General features: G+C 71.1%; 16 protein-coding genes and 1 pseudogene. 9 read left to right on the top strand and 8 right to left on the bottom strand.

Annotated elements, in window-relative coordinates:
• Positions 1-79: 79 nt before the first annotated feature.
• The 3 genes from AB0J69_RS16805 to AB0J69_RS16795 all read left to right on the top strand — a co-directional run bounded on the left by AB0J69_RS16805 (position 80) and on the right by AB0J69_RS16795 (position 5,180).
• Positions 80-2,074 carry a S8 family serine peptidase gene (locus AB0J69_RS16805; RefSeq protein WP_364117747.1) on the top strand — a complete coding sequence of 665 codons (1,995 nt, stop codon included), beginning with the start codon at positions 80-82 and terminating at the stop codon, positions 2,072-2,074.
• Positions 2,075-2,268: 194 nt separating this feature from the next.
• On the top strand, positions 2,269-3,660 hold the full coding sequence (locus AB0J69_RS16800) for a S8 family serine peptidase (RefSeq protein WP_364117746.1): 1,392 nt from the start codon (positions 2,269-2,271) through the stop codon (positions 3,658-3,660).
• 164 nt (positions 3,661-3,824) lie between these two features.
• The gene (locus AB0J69_RS16795; protein WP_364117744.1) at positions 3,825-5,180 is read left to right on the top strand and encodes a S8 family serine peptidase; all 1,356 of its coding nucleotides are present in this window, start codon (positions 3,825-3,827) and stop codon (positions 5,178-5,180) included.
• Positions 5,181-5,364: 184 nt separating this feature from the next.
• On the opposite strand, the gene AB0J69_RS16790 is transcribed toward AB0J69_RS16795, so the two are convergent.
• Entirely contained in the window at positions 5,365-6,090 is a 726-nt protein-coding gene (locus tag AB0J69_RS16790) for a dienelactone hydrolase family protein (RefSeq protein WP_364117742.1), read from the bottom strand.
• A 213-nt stretch (positions 6,091-6,303) separates the two neighbouring features.
• Between AB0J69_RS16790 and AB0J69_RS16785 the strand changes: the two are divergent.
• The 3 genes and pseudogenes from AB0J69_RS16785 to AB0J69_RS16775 all read left to right on the top strand — a co-directional run.
• Positions 6,304-6,531, top strand: a pseudogene (locus AB0J69_RS16785) (DUF664 domain-containing protein); the annotation flags it as partial.
• Positions 6,532-6,652: 121 nt separating this feature from the next.
• The gene (locus AB0J69_RS16780; RefSeq protein WP_364117740.1) at positions 6,653-7,801 is read left to right on the top strand and encodes a histidine kinase; all 1,149 of its coding nucleotides are present in this window, start codon (positions 6,653-6,655) and stop codon (positions 7,799-7,801) included.
• Positions 7,802-7,920: 119 nt separating this feature from the next.
• A complete protein-coding gene (locus AB0J69_RS16775) occupies positions 7,921-8,565 on the top strand; it encodes a response regulator transcription factor (RefSeq protein ID WP_364118026.1) in 645 nt (214 codons plus the stop codon).
• Here the strand turns inward: AB0J69_RS16775 and AB0J69_RS16770 are convergent.
• Positions 8,455-9,306, bottom strand: coding sequence for a DUF2306 domain-containing protein (locus AB0J69_RS16770; RefSeq protein WP_364117738.1), 852 nt, complete (start codon positions 9,304-9,306; stop codon positions 8,455-8,457). The genes AB0J69_RS16775 and AB0J69_RS16770 overlap by 111 nt on opposite strands.
• 180 nt (positions 9,307-9,486) lie before the next feature.
• Here AB0J69_RS16770 and AB0J69_RS16765 point away from each other — a divergent pair, with 180 nt between their 5' ends.
• Entirely contained in the window at positions 9,487-10,476 is a 990-nt protein-coding gene (locus AB0J69_RS16765) for an NAD(P)-dependent alcohol dehydrogenase (RefSeq protein ID WP_364117737.1), read from the top strand.
• Here AB0J69_RS16765 and AB0J69_RS16760 read toward each other — a convergent pair.
• The gene (locus tag AB0J69_RS16760) at positions 10,466-10,624 is read right to left on the bottom strand and encodes a hypothetical protein (RefSeq protein ID WP_364117735.1); all 159 of its coding nucleotides are present in this window, start codon (positions 10,622-10,624) and stop codon (positions 10,466-10,468) included. The genes AB0J69_RS16765 and AB0J69_RS16760 overlap by 11 nt on opposite strands.
• 29 nt (positions 10,625-10,653) lie before the next feature.
• Between AB0J69_RS16760 and sppA the strand changes: the two genes are divergently transcribed.
• Positions 10,654-12,351 (top strand): signal peptide peptidase SppA, encoded by a 1,698-nt coding sequence (sppA, locus tag AB0J69_RS16755; RefSeq protein WP_364117734.1) that lies wholly within the window; start codon positions 10,654-10,656, stop codon positions 12,349-12,351.
• 21 nt (positions 12,352-12,372) lie between these two features.
• Here the strand turns inward: sppA and AB0J69_RS16750 are convergent, their stop codons facing one another.
• The 5 genes from AB0J69_RS16750 to AB0J69_RS16730 form a co-directional block, all read right to left on the bottom strand.
• Positions 12,373-12,861, bottom strand: a complete 489-nt coding sequence (locus AB0J69_RS16750) for a flavin reductase family protein (RefSeq protein ID WP_364117732.1) — start codon at positions 12,859-12,861, stop codon at positions 12,373-12,375.
• 75 nt (positions 12,862-12,936) lie between these two features.
• Entirely contained in the window at positions 12,937-13,866 is a 930-nt protein-coding gene (locus AB0J69_RS16745; protein WP_364117730.1) for an ABC transporter substrate-binding protein, read from the bottom strand.
• A gap of 38 nt (positions 13,867-13,904) precedes the next feature.
• On the bottom strand, positions 13,905-14,597 hold the full coding sequence (locus tag AB0J69_RS16740) for an ABC transporter permease (RefSeq protein ID WP_364117729.1): 693 nt from the start codon (positions 14,595-14,597) through the stop codon (positions 13,905-13,907).
• Positions 14,594-15,274: an ABC transporter permease subunit gene (locus AB0J69_RS16735; RefSeq protein WP_364117727.1), complete on the bottom strand. Its 681-nt coding sequence runs from the start codon at positions 15,272-15,274 to the stop codon at positions 14,594-14,596. The genes AB0J69_RS16740 and AB0J69_RS16735 overlap by 4 nt, the downstream gene beginning before the upstream one ends.
• A complete protein-coding gene (locus tag AB0J69_RS16730) occupies positions 15,267-16,325 on the bottom strand; it encodes an ATP-binding cassette domain-containing protein (protein WP_364117725.1) in 1,059 nt (352 codons plus the stop codon). The genes AB0J69_RS16735 and AB0J69_RS16730 overlap by 8 nt, the downstream gene beginning before the upstream one ends.
• Before the next feature lie 305 nt (positions 16,326-16,630).
• On the opposite strand from AB0J69_RS16730, the gene AB0J69_RS16725 reads away from it, so the two are divergent.
• The gene (locus tag AB0J69_RS16725) at positions 16,631-18,133 is read left to right on the top strand and encodes a hypothetical protein (RefSeq protein WP_364117723.1); all 1,503 of its coding nucleotides are present in this window, start codon (positions 16,631-16,633) and stop codon (positions 18,131-18,133) included.
• Positions 18,134-18,179 lie beyond the last annotated feature (46 nt).

The following is an 18,179-nucleotide window of genomic DNA, read 5'->3' as shown; positions in this document are numbered from 1 at the left end:
GGTGAGAAACCGGCCCAGGGGCCTGTGCGCGTCGGGCAAATCACCCTAAACTCCGAGATCATCCCCCCTCGGAGGACGCGTGCGATTCCGCCCCTTGATCGTGAGCTCGATCGCGATGGCTCTGCTGCCGCTCTCGGCTCCGGCCTACGCAGACGACCCGACGCCCAGCCCCACCCCGGGCATCACCCAGACGCCGGTCGAGCAGCCTCCGGCCGAGGGGCCCGCCCCCGAGGAGACCTCCGCGGAGCAGGCCCCGGCCGAGGAGACGGAGACACCGGCCGGGCCCGCTCAGGGCAAGGTGGAGGAGGGCTTAGGCGTCGACGGCGGCACCGAGCGGGCCATCGTCGAGCTGACCGACCCGGTCGAGAACGCCCCCGTGGCGAGCCAGGCGGCGGCCGAGAGCGTGGAAGTGGTGCTGCAGCCGCAGAGCCAGTCGTTCATGGTCGTGGAGGGCACGGCGGAGGAGCTGGCCAAGCTCGCCGAGGACCCGCGGGTCTCCTCCATCCGCCGTGACCGCACGTTCACGCCGACGCAGGTCGCCCCGAACCTCACCCTGATCGGCGCCGACCAGGTGCACGCCAAGAACATCACCGGCACCGGCCAGGCCGTGGCCGTGCTCGACACCGGCATCGACGTGGACCACCCGTGGTTCCAGGGCCGGATCCTGGCCCAGGCGTGCTTCTCCGCCGTGGAGGACGCCGGCGTCGAGTCGCTCTGCCCGAACGGCCTGCCGCAGCAGACCGACGGCAACGCGGCGGACGCGACCACGGCGAGGTGCCTGGCCGACGGCGTGAACCTGTGCGACCACGGCTCCCACGTCGCGGGCATCGCGGCCGGCACCGGAGGCGTGGCGCCGGGCGCGGGCATCGTGGCGGTGCAGGTGTTCAGCCGGGTCAACGACGAGGACCTCTGCGGCGCGTCGGCGTGCCTGCTGGCGTACGAGTCGTCGCTGCTGCAGGCCATGGAGTACGTGACCACCCTGAACCAGCCGGTCGCGGCGGTGAACCTGAGCCTGGGCGGCGACCTGTCCGAGACCGACTGCGACGCCACCGCGGAGGGCGCGACCTTCAAGACGAAGATCGACGCGCTGCTGGCCAAGGGCGTCGCGACCGTGGTGGCCGCCGGGAACGAGTTCTTCGAAGGGACGTCGTACCCGGCCTGCGTCTCCACGGCGGTGACCGTCGGGGCGAACGACAACTCCGACGGCATCGCGGACTTCTCCAACCGGGGCGCGCTGCTCGACCTGTTCGCGCCGGGTGTGGACGTCGAGTCCTCAGTGCCGGACAACTCCACGACCGTCTACAGCGGCACCTCGATGGCGACCCCGCACGTGGCCGGCGCGCTGGCGCTGATGAAGTCGGCCTCGCCGCAGGCCCCGATCACGGAGCTGATCGACAAGCTGAAGACCTCCGGCCGGCCGTACGTGTACGACGCCAACGGCGCCCAGGTCACCACGCCGCGCCTGGACCTGGCGGCGGCCCTGGCCGGGGCGGGCACGCAGCCGCCCATCACGCAGACCCCGTCGCCCGTGCTGCCGGACGACCCCACGGACGGCACCGACCCCGCCCCCGGCGACCCCGGTGACCCGACGGACCCGGACCCCGAGCCCGAGCCCGAACCCACGTCGTCCACCAGCCCGGTCCCGCTGCCGACCGTCACGGTCACGGTGACCGTCACGCCGACCCCGGCGGCGACGACGGCCACGGTCTGCAAGCGCGGCACCGCCGCCACGAAGCTGCCGGCCAAGAAGTGGGCCGTGGAGATCCACCGCAGCAGCGGCACCATCCCGGACGCCACGCTCACCTGCTACCTGAAGCTGATCAGCAAGTCGAGCAAGGTGTTCCCCGAGCTGACGAAGGCGTCGTCGCTGGGCAAGGCGTACCGCGTGCTGAAGAACGCCAAGACCAGCAAGGCCAGGCTCGACAGCGCACTGCTGACGTCCTGGCTGAACTGGGCGCACGGCACGAACGGCACCAAGATCCTGACCGCCGCCGAGAAGGTGCGGCTGAGCAGCAAGCCGTCCACGGCCGCGCTGCAGAAAGCCACGAAAAACGTCCTCAAAACCGGCAAATAGCGAGATATACGAAAAAGGCCGGTCACTTCTGACCGGCCTTTTCTCTTCCGCCGCTTTAAAGCAAAAAAGCCTCCAACGTTTCTCTGAACTACATACGTCACTGACATCACAGTTGTCACAGGTGGGGATGTATGCGGCTGTAAGCAGCCGGGAGCCGGAAGCGCTTCACGGCTCCAGCCTCCGGGAGGAAACAAGTGAGGCTACGGTCTCTGCTGGTCGGCGCCACGACGCTGGCCATGACATCCGCCGCGCTCTACGCGGCCCCGGCACTCCAAGCCGACACCGCTGATACCGGCGACCCGGTCATCAGCCCCGCACTCGTCTCGGAGATCCAAACGAAGAGCCGGGTCCGGTCCATCATCCAGCTCAAGCCAGGCCAGAGCGTCCAGGCCGTGGCCAGCGACCTGGAGCAGGCCTCCGAGGGCAGCCGCGTCCTGGAGGCGGCCCAGTCGGAGCACTTCTTCGTCGCCGAGGTCGACGGCCGCACGCTGGACAAACTCAAGAAGGACGCCCGCGTCCAGGCCGTCTACAAGGACGAGCTGAGCATGCCCTTTCTCGACGCCAGCACCAGCCTGATCCGCTCGGACCGGGCGAACCAGGCCGGCTGGAACGGTACGGGCACCACCGTCGCCGTGCTCGACACGGGAATCGATCGCGACCATCCGTTCTTCGCGGGCCGGATCGCGGACGAGGCCTGCTTCTCCTCCTCGGACGCCAGCGACGGCACCGTCTCGCTCTGTCCGAACAGCCAGCCCAGCCAGACGGGCCCCGGCGCGGCCGACGCCGAGACGACGCAGTGCATCGTCAACGGCACCAACGCCTGCTCGCACGGCTCGCACGTGGCGGGCATCGCGGCCGGCAGGATGGTCGCGGGGGCGCCCGCCAGCGGCGTCGCCCCCGAGGCCCGGCTGCTGCCGATCCAGGTCTTCAGCCGCGTGGACAACCCGCTGACCTGCGCGCTCGGTGGCACCTCCGCGCCCTGCTTCCTCAGCTACACCTCGGACCAGAAGCTGGCGCTGGAGTACGTGGCGCGGGTGGTCAGGACGCACAACGTCGCCGCGGTGAACATGAGCCTCGGCGGCGGCCGGCCATGGGAAGAGGCGTGCGACGCCGACCCGACCGCGGCGGCGGTGAAACCGGAGTTCGACACGCTGGTGGGCCTGGGGGTGGCCCCGGTGGTCGCGGCCGGCAACAGCGCCTACCCGAACGCCGTCTCCGTACCCGCCTGCATCTCCACGGCCATCACGGTGGGGGCCACGGACGACTCCGACGCGCTCGCCGCGTTCACGAACCGGGGGTCGCTGCTCGACCTGTTCGCGCCGGGCGTGGGCATCAGCGCCTCGATCCCGGACGACGCGTACGGGGACAAGAGCGGCACCTCGATGTCCGCGCCGCACGTGGCGGGGGCGTTCGCGCTGATGCGGCAGGCGTACCCGGAGTTCACGGTCGCGCAGAGCCTGCAGCGGCTGCGGGACACCGGCACGCCCGTCCAGTTCGACGCCTCCGGAACCCCGATGATCACACCGCGCATCGATCTGGAACGTGCCACCACCGCGGCCCGCACCACCACGAACCCTCGCGCCTGACGGGACCCTGAAAGGGGGCCGGGACCACCGGCCCCCTTTCCCATGCCCGCGTGCGATTACCGGGGAGAACAAGAACCGATAACGGAACCCAACACCACCTCTGACATCAGTTGTCCGATTACTACACTTCTGTCGACAGAGCCCCCCGATCCCCGGAGGTACAGTTGAGACTCTCGTCTCTGCTGGCCGGCGCCATCGCGTTAGCCGCCGCCTCGGCAGCGCTGGTGGCCACACCCGCCCTCGCCGACCCCGAGTCCAAGATCGACCCCGCGATCACCGAGAGCGGCGAACACCGCGCCATCGTCCGCGTGCGGCAGCCGGCCCAGGTGAAGTCCGTGCAGGCCGGCGCGGAGCAGGTCGAGCAGGGCCGGAAGAACGTCAACGCGGAGCCGCCCTCCGAGGTGGCGGGCAAGCTGGACTTCTTCGTCTACCGCGGCACCCGCGCGGAGCTGGAGCAGATCGCCGAGCAGTCCGACGTGGTCTCGATCCGCAAGGACAGGCTGAACGAGCCGACGCTCGTGGAGAGCATCCCGCTGATCGGCGCCGACCGGGCCCACCGGTCCGGCTACACCGGCAAGGGCACGGCCGTGGCGATCCTGGACTCCGGCATCGACAACGACCACCCCGCCTTCGGCAACCGCATCGTGGCCCAGGCCTGCTTCTCGGCCGCCGACCCGGTCGACGGCTCCACGCCGCTGTGCCCGAACGGCAGCCAGTTCCAGATCGGCGACGGCGCGGCCAACGCCGAGACGGAGGCGTGCATGACGGGCGCCCCGCAGCCGCAGTACGGCCTGTGCTACCACGGGACGCACGTGGCCGGCATCGCGGCGGGCCAGCGCACGGCGGAGTTCGCCGCCAACGGCGTCGCCCCGAAGGCCCGGATCGTGCCGGTGCAGGTGTTCAGCCGCTTCGACAACTCGCCGTACTGCTCGGGCCGCCCGGTCTGCATCCTGGCGTACGACTCCTCGGTCCTGACCGGCATGGCCTACGCCGACCTGCTGGCCGACCAGTACAACATCGCCTCGGTGAACCTCAGCCTGGGCGGGGGCCAGTACGACACGGCCTGCGACACCGGCGACGGGGCCGACTTCAAGGCCGAGGTCGACAAGCTCCAGGCCAAGGGCACCGCGACGGTGGTGGCCTCGGGCAACAACGGCTTCGACGCCGCGGTGTCGTGGCCGGCGTGCGTCTCCAACACGGTCGCGGTGGGCGCCACGGACAAGCAGGACGCGGTGGCGAGCTTCTCGAACCGGGGGACGCTGCTGGACGTGTACGCGCCGGGCGTGGCCATCACGGCGGCGATCGCGGGCAACACGTACGCGGCCCTGAACGGCACGTCGATGGCCACCCCGCACGTCGCGGGCGCGCTGGCACTGCTGCACCAGAAGCGACCGCGCGCGACGGTGGACCAGCTGCTGGCGGCGCTGCAGCGTACGGGGAAGCCGATCACATATGTGAGCGCGGGCACGAACGTCACGACCCCACGCATCGACGTCTGGTCGGCCCTTCGCGGCCGGTAGGTAGGTTGCCCCCAGTCGGCCCACCCGTTACCCGCTCACCGGGTGGGCCGACGGAGTCCCCGAAGGCTTTCACAAGGGGTCCTCCGCGACCGGGCATGCATCGATCGCGTTGGCGACATGGACGCCAGAGGACGCAGAGCCCTCAGGCCGGCCGGCAGGCGTCACGAGCTAGAAGGCAACACCCCTACCCAAGGTGCCGAGCGAAGAACCGCAGCGCGTGATCCGTTTCATGCGCCGGGATCCCCCCGTGATCACCGGGGTTGGCGTGCAGCGTCTTGTCGCCCGAACCCAGAGCCTCGAACAGCGCAAAGGCCTGATCCCTAGGCACCCGCGTGTCATCCCATTGGACCAGGAACTGCACCGGCACAGTGACCCGAGCGGCGGCCCCGACCAGCTCGTGGACGCCGAGCAGACCCAGGACCGCAGCGCGGACCCGGGGTTCGGCGGCGATCAGCTGCACGCCGAGCCCACAGCCCATCGACACACCCCAATACCCGACCGGCCCCACCCCCACGTGGCCGAGCCCCTGGACCGCGGTCACGACCGCCTGCCAGTCGTCGACGGCCTGCCCGGCCAGCAGGTCGTGCATGGCCGCGACCAGCTCAGCCGGATCCTCTCCGGCGGCCATGCGGGCCCGCATGGCGCCGGCGAACTGGATGAACTGTTCGTCTTTCGGCCGGTCGCCGTGGTTGGGGGCATCGATCGCGACGACGGCGAAGCCCCCGTCGGCGGCGAACCGGTGGGCCCCGGCAAGTACGCCCGGGGCCTTCTTGTGCTGGCCGCCGCCGTGCCCCATCAGGATCAGCGGGCGGGGGCCGGTGGCGCCTCGCGGCGTGAACAGCACGCCGGGGATCTCGCCGAGGGAAAAGGACTGTTCGGTGACGCCGTCGGTCGACGTCTCAGAGGTCAAGCTGAAGCGCATAGCGTTTCGAAGCCTTTCGGGATGCCTTGTGCGGGCGCTCCCTAGACCATGCACGCGAGGGAGCCCCGACCTGTCACAGCGTTGATCGGTCTCACCTCCTCCAGTCGTGGTGCCGTACGGCGCCGCCGAACCTATCACAGACCGCCATTCCCGACGCCGTGACTCCCGCCCACGCACCACGGCGCGTTCGATGTGGCGGGTGCGGACGCGCAGATGGTCGCCCAGGCGTGGGAGACGTGGCGGGCGGAGGTCGCGTTCGCCGACCGCTTCGTCGACGCGGCGCCAGACCTCGAGGTCGTCGGGCACGAACCTGGGGAAGGGCCCGTGTCACTGCGCTGGGTGCTGGTGCACATGGTGGAGGAGTACGCCCGGCACAACGGGCATGCGGACTTGCTGCGGGAACAGATCGATGGAGCGGTAGGGCTCTGACGGGTCAACATCGGCGGTGCGGCTCGCCGGAAACTGGACCGCCTCGCCCTGGTGGCGTTCACACCGAATGGGCCACTTCGGACTGATCCATACCGGCACCCTCTCTCGTACGATGATGGACGTGCACGGCCTTCTCCGCTCCGTGTGGGATGAGCCCCGTCCGCCCCACGCCCCCCGCCGGTTGTGGCGGGACTGGCTGCTCGTCGGGCTGCTCGCCGTCGCCGTCGTGCTCGAAGGAGCCCTGCGGACGGACCTCCAGTGGCGGCCGTTCTCGGCGATCTTCGCCGCGGTGATGCTGCCCACGCTGTTATGGCGCCGTACAAGACCGCTCCTCGCCCTGGCCGTCCCCGTCGTCACCTCAAGCGTGATCCAGCTTCTCACCGGCGCCGATCCGGCCGAGATGTCCGCGTCGGCCTACCTGCTGATCCTCCTGTACGCGCTGTCCCGATGGGGGTCGGGCCGCGAGGCGCTGCTCGGGCTCGGGCTGATCAGCGCCGCGATCGTCGCCGCCGTGGTCGCCGGGCACGTCGTCTCCGCCGACATCGTCGGCGCGTTCACCGTCGTCTTCGCGGCGTTCGCGCTGGGCGGCACCTTCCGTTACCGGGCCAGGGCCAGGATGCGGGAGCTCGATCAGGTCAAGCTGCTCGAACGCGAGCAACTGGCCCGCGACCTGCACGACACCGTCGCCCATCACGTCTCCGCGATGGCGATCCGCGCCCAGGCAGGGATCGCGACGGCGGCCTCCAGCCCCGACGCCGCCGTCGACGCGCTGCGGGTGATCGAGGCCGAGGCGTCGCGTACGCTCACCGAGATGCGCGCCATGGTCCGCCTCCTGCGCCGGGACCAGCCATCCGAACATGCCGAGCTGGCGCCGAACCCGCACCTCGATGATCTCCGGCAGCTCGCCGGGCAGACCCGCGTCGGGCCGTCCGTGAACGTGGAGATCGACGGGGACCTCGACGGCGTTCCGGCGTCCGTCGGGGCCGCGATCTACCGGATCGCGCAGGAGTCGGTCACGAACGCCAGGCGGCACGCCAAGCACGCCACCAGGATCGAGGTCCGCGTGGCCGCCGACGACACCTCCGTGCGCCTGCGCGTGAGCGACGACGGTGACAGCACCGCCGCCCGTACGGCCGTCACCCCCGGGTACGGCCTGCTGGGCATGATCGAACGCGCCGACCTGCTGGGCGGCACCTGCGAAGCGGGCCCCAACCCCGGCCGCGGCTGGACCGTGACCGCCGAACTGCCCCGAACGGGAGCCACCACATGACCACGAACGGGACGAGCGGGAGCGGCCACATGACCACGAGCGCGACCGACGGCAGCGGCCACACGACCACGAGCGCGACGGAGGGCGGGACCGGCCCGGCGCCGGAGGCCGGCATCCGGGTGATCGTGGCCGACGACCAGGAGATCGCCCGTACCGGCCTGCGGATGATCCTCGACGCCCAGCCCGGAATCGAGGTGGTCGCCGAGGCCGGGGACGGCGTACGGGCGGTCGAGCTGGCCCAGCGCCTGCGGCCGGACGTCTGCCTGTTCGACATCCGCATGCCGCGCTGCGACGGCATCGAGGCCACCCGCCGCCTGGCCGGGCCCGACGTGGCCGACCCCATCGCCGTCGTCGTCATCACCACGTTCGACCTGGACGAGTACGTCTACTCGGCGCTCCGGGCGGGGGCCCGCGGCTTCCTGCTCAAGGACGCCGGCCCCGACCTGCTCTCCCAGGCGATCCGCGCCGCCGCCGCCGGTGACGCGCTCATCGCCCCCAGCATCACCGCCCGCCTGCTCGCCTCGTTCGCGGGCACCGGCCCCGCTCTGCCCCGGGTGCAGCCGATCGAGCCGCTCACCGACCGGGAGGAACAGATCCTGGTCACCGTGGCGCGCGGCCGGACCAACAGCGAGATCGCCGACGAGCTGCACATCTCACTGAGTACGGTCAAGAGCCACGTCGCCAGCCTGATGACCAAGCTCGGCGTCCGCAACCGGGTCGAGATCGCCATGTGGGCGTACGAGACCAACCGCGTCCGGCACTGACCGTCCCCCGGGGCGACGCCCCCTGCGGATGATCCACTCGGCCACGACGACGTTGATGACCCAGGCCGCACCCAGGAGCAGCGACCGGGTGAGGTCGTCGGGCGGGCCGTAGACCGCCAGCCAGATCGCCTGGGTCACCGCCTGCGTACCGGCGCCGAGGGCGATCGCGTACGCGCGGATCATCCAGGCGCGGTGGCGGCGGACGTCCCGGCGGAGGACGGCGGCGAGCCCGAGCACGATCGAGACCAGCATGGCCGACCCGAACACCAGCCGGAACGCGCCGAGCAACCCCTCGTCCCCGGGCGGGAGCGTGGAGAACAGCGTCATCCACAACCCCGACAGCGCCGCCGCCAGCCCGCACCCGACCAGGATTCGTCCGGCACGGCGATGCCACCCGGGCCTGCGCCGCCGGAACCGGGGCGCGAACTGGAACGCCCCGAGCACGCTGTAGACGCTGACCGCCACGATGTGCACCAGCACCGGTACGGGCGAGGCGAAGAACCGGGCGTTGGCCGCCGTGACCTCGGCCCCGCCGGCCAGCTCGGTCATGCGGACGGCGCCGGCCAGCACCGGGACGAAGCTGAGCACGATCAACCCGGTCGGCACGAGCCACCCCGCTCTGGAGCCCCGGGCCGCGCGGGCCTCGGGTCGGGCCCGGGCCGCACGGGGGGCGGGACGGGACACGTGAGCGCCGGGACGTCGGGGGGTCGGGGTCGGGGTCGTGCTCTCGTCGCTGCTCATGCCCCGATGGTGACCGCCGCGCCCCCGCCGCCTCATCGCCCCAACGGCCCGAACCGGATGGGCCGATCAGCCAGGCGAAAGCTCGTACTTTCGGCCGTTGAGCCTTCCCGCAGGTCATGCCCACACTGATGCCCGTCGGCACAGCTTCAAGCAGCAGCCACCGGATGAGGAGAGACTGCCATGAAAGCGTTCGTCCTACGGTCGTACGGTTCCCCCGACGCCCTCGAGCTCACCGACGTCGACAAGCCCGCACCCGCCCCGGGCGAGGTGCTGGTACGGGTCCGCGCCACCAACGTCCAGCCCTGGGACTGGCACCTCATGCGAGGCGAGCCGTACGTGGCCCGCGTGATGCCCGGCGGCCTCGGCCTGCGCAAGCCGAAGATCACCATCCTGGGCGCGGACGTGGCCGGGGTCGTGGAGGCGGTCGGGAAGGGGGTGACGGAGTTCGGGCCCGGTGACGAGGTGTTCGGGATGCCGCCCAAGGGAGGCGCTCTCGCCGAGTACGTCTGCGTACCGGAGAGCGAGGTGGCGCCCAAGCCGGAGAACCTGTCGTTCGAGCAGGCGGCGGCGGTGCCGCTGGCCGCCATCACGGCCCTGCTCGGCGTGCGCGACCACGGGCGGACCAGGCCGGACCACCGGGTCCTGGTCAACGGGGCCTCGGGCGGCGTGGGGACGTTCGCGGTGCAGGTGGCCAAGGCGTACGGCGCGCACGTCACCGGCGTGTGCAGCAGCCGGAACGTGGACCTGGTCCGGTCCCTCGGCGCGGACGAGGTGATCGACTACACGAAGGAGGACTTCACCCGCGGCGGCCGGCCCTACGACGTGATCATCTACAACGCGGGCACCCGCTCGTTCTCGGAGTGCCGGCGCGTGCTGAAGCGGAAGGGGGTCTGCGTCCTCGTCGGCGGCTCGGCCAGCCGATGGCTGCAGCCGGCCGGCCGCATCTTCGCCACGCTCGCCATGTCGGCGTTCGTCCCCCAGAAGGCGGCGATGGCGGACGTGGTGGGGAACAAGGAGACCAGGCGGAACCTGATCGAGCTGACCGACCTCATCGAGGACGGCAAGGTCACCCCGGTGGTCGACCGCACGTACCCGTTCGAGGACGTCTCGGCGGCGCTCAGGTACTCGGAAGAGGGCCACGCGCCGGGCAAGATCGTCATCACGATGTGACGGGCGCGTACAGCTCCTCGACGCCGACCAGGCGGACATCCCCGGGAAGCTCCGCCTGGAACCCGGCCCCGCTGTGGCAGGCCAGCACGGTCTCGCCGGCGTCGTACCCCTTCACCGACGACAGGTCCCGCACCCGCCGCAGCCGCATTTCGAATTGTGTCGCTTAGGGTGGCTTCTATGGACGCAGGCAAGGCGATCTTCGAAACCGTCGACAAGCTTCGCCAGCGGCGCACGGCCCCGCTGGTGCTGGAGCTCGATCTCACAGAGGGCCTCACCGAGGGGCCGCCGGCGGATCCGCTCGCCGCCATACTGTCCATGCGCAAGACGCGGCTGGCCGACGTCCTGTCCGGGCTCAGGCGGGCCAGGCAGGATCCCCGGGTCAAGGCGCTGGTCGTGAAGATCGGCGGCAACCCGCTGGGGCTGGCCATGGCGCAGGAGTTGCGGCAGGCCGTGATCCAGTTCCGGGCCTCGGGCAAGCTGACCGTCGCGTTCGGCGAGACGTTCGGGGAGTTCGGCGGCGGCACCGTGCCCTACTACCTGGCCACCGCCTTCGAGCGGCTCTACCTGCAGCCGAGCGGTGACGTCGGGCTGACGGGCGTGGCGCTGGAGCAGCGCTTCGTCAAGGGCGCGCTGGGCAAGCTGGGCGTCGGGTACGAGGTGGGCCAGCGGCACGAGTACAAGACCGCGGCCAACACCTTCACCCAGGACCACATGACCGACCCGCACCGCGAGTCCATGGCCCGGATCGTCGAGTCCGTCACCGAGAGCCTCGTCGCGGGCATCGCCGACGGCCGCCGGCTGGATCCGGGCAAGGTGCGCGAGCTGATCGACCGCGGCCCGTTCACCGCCACCGAGGCGGAGGAGGCCGGGCTGGTCGACGGCCTGGCCTACCGGGACGAGGTCTACGACGAGGTCAAGCGGGCCGCGGGCGAGGAGGCCCACCTGCTGTACGTCTCCCGCTACGCCCGCAGCGCGGCCGTGCGCAAGCTGCCGCAGCCGATGGCCGACGGGGTCGCGCTCGTCCACGGCATCGGCATGATCAGGACCGGCCGCAGCGGGCGCAGCCCGCTCGGCGGGAGCGGGGCGATGGGCTCCGACACGATCAGCGCCGCACTCCGCGCCGCCAGGCGGGACGACCACGTCAAGGCCGTGGTGTTCCGGGTCGACAGCCCCGGCGGCTCGTACGTGGCCAGCGACACGGTCTGGCGCGAGGTGACGCTGACGCGCAAGGTCAAGCCGGTGATCGTGTCCATGGGCGACCTCGCCGCCTCCGGCGGCTACTTCATCTCGATGGCCGCCGACGTGATCGTGGCCCAGCCGGGCACGCTGACGGGCTCGATCGGCGTGTACGGCGGCAAGCCCGTCCTTTCCGAAATGCTCGAAAAGATCGGCGTAAATTCGGAAATGGTGTCAGAGGGCGCCAACGCCGGCATGTTCTCCACCTCCCGCGGCTTCTCCCCCGAGCAGTGGGACCGGGTGAACGCCTGGCTCGACCGCATCTACGACGACTTCGTGGGCAAGGTGGCCAAGAGCCACGACCTCACCCGCGAACGCGCCCACGAGCTGGCCCGCGGCCGCGTCTGGACGGGCGCCGACGCGCACGCCGGCGGGCTGGTGGACGAGCTGGGCGGCCTGGAGGACGCGCTGGCCCTGGCCAGGAAGCGGGCCGGCCTGGCCGACGACGCCCCGGTGCGTACGTATCCGCGGCTCAACCCGCTCGAACGCCTGCGCGGCCCCGAGTCGAGCGAGGACAAGTCCGCGGCGCTTGCCCGGATCCGGCTGGACGCCTGGGGACCGCTCGCCCGGCTGTCGGCCGAGCTGGGCCTGCCCGCCGCCGGCCCGCTGATCCTGCCCGAGTGGTACGTCATCCGCTAGGCCCGCCCCTCCGGGCCCGGGCTAGGAGGTGGCGGTCGAGCGGTAGCGGCCGCGCAGGCGTACCAGGGGCTGGCGGGACGGGTCGACGTAGGCGACCGCCAGCACGGCGGCGATGAAGATCGTGTGATCGCCGGCCGGGACCACCTTGGTGGTCTCGGCCTCGATCGCGGCCACCCCGCCCTCGATCACGAGCGCCTCGGTGTGGGCGCCCCGGTGGTGCGGGGTGCCGGCCACCAGCAGGCGGGCGCTCGGCCGGCCGGCGGTGGCGAAGCGGCTGGCGACGGCGGCCTGGCCCGACGACAGCAGCGAGGCGGCCCAGCGGTCCTGCCGGAGCAGGACCTCGTTGAGGTAGCCGCGGCTGGCCAGGCTCACCAGCACCAGCGGCGGCTCCAGCGAGACGGACATCAGGGCGGACACCGTGGTGCCCAGGTCGTCGCGCCCGTCCCGCGCGGTCACGACGGCCACCCCCGCCGCCAGCTGGGCCATCGCCTCCGTGAAGAGCTCACTCATGGCGACGGATCCCTGGTGGGGGCAGAGCGGGGCGAGGGCCTCCAGGGATGGAGACCCTCGCGGGAGCGCCCTGTGTCAGCCCAGGCCGTTGGTGGTCAGCCATTCCTTGGCCACGGTCGCGGGCTCGTCCTTGTTGACGGAGATCTTCTGCATCATCTCCAGCAGGGACTCCGTCGTCAGCTTCGCCGAGATGCCGTTCAGGGTGGTCCTGATCGTGTCGTTGGCGGAGGCCTTGTGCAGCAGCGGGGTCACGTTCTGGGCGGGGAAGATGTTCTTGGTGTCCTGCAGCGGCACCAGGTTGTTCGCCGTCATCTTCGGGTCGGTGGTGAAGACGTTGCCGACCTGGATGGAGCCGTCCTTGATGGCGTCAGCCGTGGTCGGGCCCGTGGGCTTCCACTCCTTGAACTCCAGGCCGTAGACCTCCTTGAAGCGCGCCTCCCACCGCTTCTTGAACTCGGGCGGCCCGCCGACGGTCATGGTCTTGGAGACCTTGGCCAGGTCCTCGATCGAGTTCAGCGACTGCTTGGTCTGCGTGTCCTTGGAGATGGACAGGCTGTCCTTGTCCTCGGCCGGCGAGGAGTCGAGGACTTCCAGCTCGGCGGGCAGCTTCTCCTTCAGCGCCGTGTTCACCTCGTCGGTGGTCGCGGCGGTGGCCTTCAGGTCGATGAAGGCGAGCAGGTTGCCGTTGTACTCGGGGACGATGGTCAGCCCGCCGCCCTTGACCTGGTCGTAGACGGCCTCGCGGCTGCCGATGCGCGGCTTCTCCTCGACCTGCACCCCCTTGGCCTCCAGTGCCTGGGCGTAGATCGAGGCGAGCAGCACGCTCTCGTCGAAGTCGAAGGAGCCGACGACGGCCTTACCTCCAGCGGCCGAAGCCGAGCCGGTGGGAGCCGCGCTCGTCGTGTCGAGCGGGTTGCCCCCGGTGCCGCCACCGCCACCACCACAGGCGGCCAGCGTGAGCATCGCCGAAAGGAGGACTCCCGCGATGCCGTACTTGCGTCTCATCTTGCTTTTCCCTTCTAACCGGGAGGTAATACAGGAGACTATCGGACCTTCAGTCGCTGGCTCACCCCCGGAGAGACCGTCACTCTCTGGACGAGCGCGAACAAGACCTGCACCACGAGCGCGAACAGCACAATCAGTACTGAACCGCCGACGACGCTCGCGTAATCCTTGGTCGCGAAACCGTCGATCACATACCGGCCCAGGCCGCCTAGCCCGGTGTAGGCGGCGACCGTGGTGGTGGCCACGACCTGGATGGCCGACAACCGGCAGCCGAGCAGGATCAGCGGCAGCGCGACCGGCACCAGCACCCGCCCGAGCACCTGGCCGCCGCGCAGGCCCATCCCGTACGCGGCGTCGCGCAGCTCCGGGTCGACCCCCTTGATGCCCTCGAACGTGTTGACCAGGATCGGCGGCACCGACAGCAGCACCAGCGGGATGATCACCGGCCAGATCGACGACGTGCCCAGCAGCAGCACGAACATCACCAGCAGGCCCAGCGTGGGCAGCGCCCTGGCCAGGTTCGCGGAGATGACCACGACCAGCTCGCCCCGGCCGGTGTGCCCGATCAGCAGGCCCAGCGGCACGGCGATCAGCACCGCCAGCAGCAGCGCCAGGGCCGAGAACTCCAGGTGTTCCAGCAGGCGGGCGGGGATGCCGCCGGGGCCCGACCAGTTCTCGCCGGTGCCGAAGAACTCGCCGAGCCAGCCGAGGAAGTCGGTCAGCCAGCTCACGACGCCGCTCCCTTCCGTGCGCGTACCCAGGGGGTGAGCAGCCGCTGCGCCAGGACCAGCAGCCCGTCGGCGACCAGCGCCAGCGCCACGATCAGCACGATGCCGACGATCACCGGCGGCATGAACGGGTTCTGGTACGCCCGCGTGAACAGCCCGCCGAGCCCGCCCTGCCCGATCAGCGCGCCCACGCTGACCAGGCTGATGCTGGAGACCGCGACCACCCGCAGCCCGGCCAGCACGACGGGGACGGCGATCGGCAGCTCGACCAGCAGCAGCCGGCGCAGCGGCGTGAAGCCCATGGCGACGGCCGACTGGCGTACGTGGTCGGGCACCGAGTTGAGCCCGTCCACCACGGCCGGGATCAGCACGGCCATGCCGTAGAAGGTCAGCGGGATGATCACCGTGGTCTGCGAGAGCCCGGTCACCGAGATCAGCAGCATGAAGACCGGCAGCGACGGGAGCGCGTACACGACGTTCATGAGGCCCGAGGTGGGCTGGTAGAGCCAGCGCCAGCGCACGGAGGCCAGGCCCAGCGGCAGCGCGATGACCAGCGCGAGCACGATCGGCACGAGCGACATGGTGAGGTGGTCGGTGAGCAGGTTCCTGATGCTGTCGACCCGCCCGGTGTCCCAGTTGCGCCCGATCCACTCCCAGATGGAAGGAGGACCATCACCCATCTGCCGCCTCCGCCAGCGCCTCGTCGAGTGCCTCTCTGGTGGCCACGCCGACGACCTTGCCGTCCTCGTCCACGGCCACGGCACAGCCGGACGGCGACAGCAGCGCCGCGTCGAGGGCCGTGCGCATGGTGTCGCGGCCGTGCAGGAACGTGCCGTACGGCTCCAGCTCGCCGCCCCCCGCCCCGGTCCGCCAGCCGACCGGCCGGCCGTCGCCGGTGACGACCAGCAGCCACGGCTCGGCCGAGCCGCCGTCGGAACCCTCGGGAACGGTCAGGTCCGTGCGCAGCCGCAGCCCCCCGGTGGAGATGAACTGCAGGCGCCTGATCCCCCGGTCGTGCCCGAGGAACTCGCGCACGAAGTCGTCGGCCGGCTCCGACAGGAGCGTCTTCGGGTCGGCGAGCTGCGCCAGCCGGCCGCCCACCCGCAGCACCGCCACGCGGTCGCCGAGCTTGATCGCCTCGTCGATGTCGTGGGTGACGAACACGATGGTCTTGTTCAGCTCGCTCTGCAGCCTGAGCAGCTCGTCCTGCAGGCTGGTGCGCACGATGGGGTCCACGGCGCTGAACGGCTCGTCCATGAGCAGCACGGGCGGGTCGGCGGCCAGCGCCCTGGCCACGCCCACGCGCTGCTGCTGCCCGCCGGAGAGCTGGAACGGGTAGCGCCCGGCGAAGCCCGGGTCCAGCCCGACGCGCTCCAGCAGCTCCATGGCCCTGGCGCGGGCCTTCTTCCGGTCCCAGCCGAGCAGGTAGGGCACGGTGGCGATGTTGTCGACGATCTTCCGGTGCGGGAAGAGGCCGGCCTGCTGGATGACGTATCCGATGCCGCGCCGCAGCGTCGGCGGGTCGATGCCCTGAACCGGCACGCCGTCGAGCAGGATCTGCCCCTCCGACGCGTCGATCATGCGGTTGATCATCCGCAGTGAGGTCGTCTTCCCGCAGCCGGAAGGCCCGACGAGCACGGTGATCTCACCCGTGGGCGCCTCAAGGCTGAGGTGGTCCACGGCGACCGTTCCGTCCGGATAGCGTTTGGTGACAGACTCGAATGTGATCACGCGCGAACTCTCGCTTCGGGCTCCAGGTGGCAGGGCCGCAGCCCCCCTGCCACGACCGCCGCATGATCTCTTGAACCCACAGACTACGGCGATCCCGACCGCCGTGTCCCCCCGGGCATTCCTTAAACGCTTCACTTGACGTTTCCGATTGATCTGCAGATTCACATGAAAATCCGCATCTGGTAGTGCGCCGGACCATCGTGTGTTGGCATGATTACCCTCACCATTCCTGACGCATCAGCTCACAACTTCCTGACGCGCCCCCTCACCCTCAGCGTCCGCAAACTGCAAGAGGATCCGGCCCCGTGTCTCAGCCGCTCACCGATCAGCGCCAACGCGCCGACCTGATCGCAGAGCTCTACGACCTCTATGCCGCCGGGCTGTTCGCGTACTGCGCTGACCAGCTCGGCGACCTCGGCTCGGCCTCCGACGTCCTGGTTTCCGTGCTCACCAGCGTCCCGGCCGCCGCGCCGCCCCGCGCCGCTCTCTACGCCTTCGCCCGCCGCGAGATCCACCGGCGGGACATCGTCTACTCTCCCCCCGCCGTCGATCCGCTCATCGACCCGGCCACGGCACTCGTCGAGCGCTCCCTGCGCGAGCTGCGCCCCCACCAGCGCGAGGTGCTGGTGCTGTGCGCGGTCTGCGGTCTGAGCAAGGCCGAGCTGGCCTGGGTGCTGGACGTCGCACCCGACACCGCCGAGGAGCTGGCGGTGGGGGCGGGGCACAGCTTCAGGCAGTCGCTGGGTGCGGCGCTGGCCTCGACGGGGGTCCGCGTGCCCAAGCCGGTGGCGGACGTGTACGGCGCGCTGCGGGTCTCACCGCTGCCGGACGTGCTCGGGCGGCTGCCCTGGCCGCTGCCGCCGGCCGCGCTGCGCATCCACTTCGCGGGCTCCCGTACGGCGGCGCCCGGGCCGCTGTTCGTCAAGCCCCGCTGGCCCAGCCCGCCGATCTGGCCGCAGCCGCTGGCGGAGTCCGACCCGGCGACCAGCACGGTGATCTTCCCCACCGAGCTGCTGACGCCGCCCCAACCCTCGCGGGTCGCCGAGCACGAGGCGACCACGGCCCCGATGCCCAAGCTCCGCGACGGGCTGTCGCTGCCGAGGGATGTGCTGGACCCGGCCCTGCCGCTGCGCGACCCGCTGGGCTCGACCCGGGCCTTCAAGAACCCGCCGGCCACCGCGCAGGAGCGGCCGTTCTTCATGGCGGCGCCGGAGGCCACGGGGGCCGAGCCGTTCGCGACGGGCGACGTGATCCTGCCGAAGGACGCGCCGGACCCGTACATGACCGGCGACGTCCTCGTCCACAAGGGGCCGGCCCGCCCCCTCCCCCCGCTGGAGCGGGTCGAGCGCCGTCCGGCGGCGCCCCGGCCCAAGCCCGCGCCGGAGGAGTTCCGGCGGCCGCCGTCGCTGTGGAAGAGCGGATCGGTGTCCCGGACGGAGGAGCCCGTCCGGGAGCCCGCGGCCCCGCTGTTCCAGCCGCGCTCGAAGGCCGCCCCCAAGGCCGCTCCCCAGGTCCCCGAGGCCCCCGGGGCCGATCCCGTCACCGAGCCCGTCTACCGGCTGCCGGAGCTGGAGAAGAAGCTCTCCGAGGCGGACGCGCGACCCGATCCGTCGTCCTCGATGCTGGCCCCGCGCCCGGTGCGCGCCCGGCCAGCCCCCAAGCGGCGCCCCGAGACGGGCCGCCCGCAGAAGGTGCGCCGCCGCCAGGACCGCCACTACGACTGGGTGTGGGAGCTGATCGGGTTCCTGCTCTGCGTGGCGATCGCGATGATCGTGTTCTTCTCCATGCCGATCTTCGTGGACCCGTGACCGGCCTCGCGTGAACGGCGCTCGCGGCGCGTGCCGCGAGCGCCGG

The organism is Nonomuraea sp. NPDC049709 (genome assembly GCF_040674815.1).
GTDB lineage: Bacteria > Actinomycetota > Actinomycetes > Streptosporangiales > Streptosporangiaceae > Nonomuraea.
The sequence above is the reverse complement of the archived record's forward strand: the minus strand, read 5'-3'. Positions and strand labels throughout refer to the sequence as shown.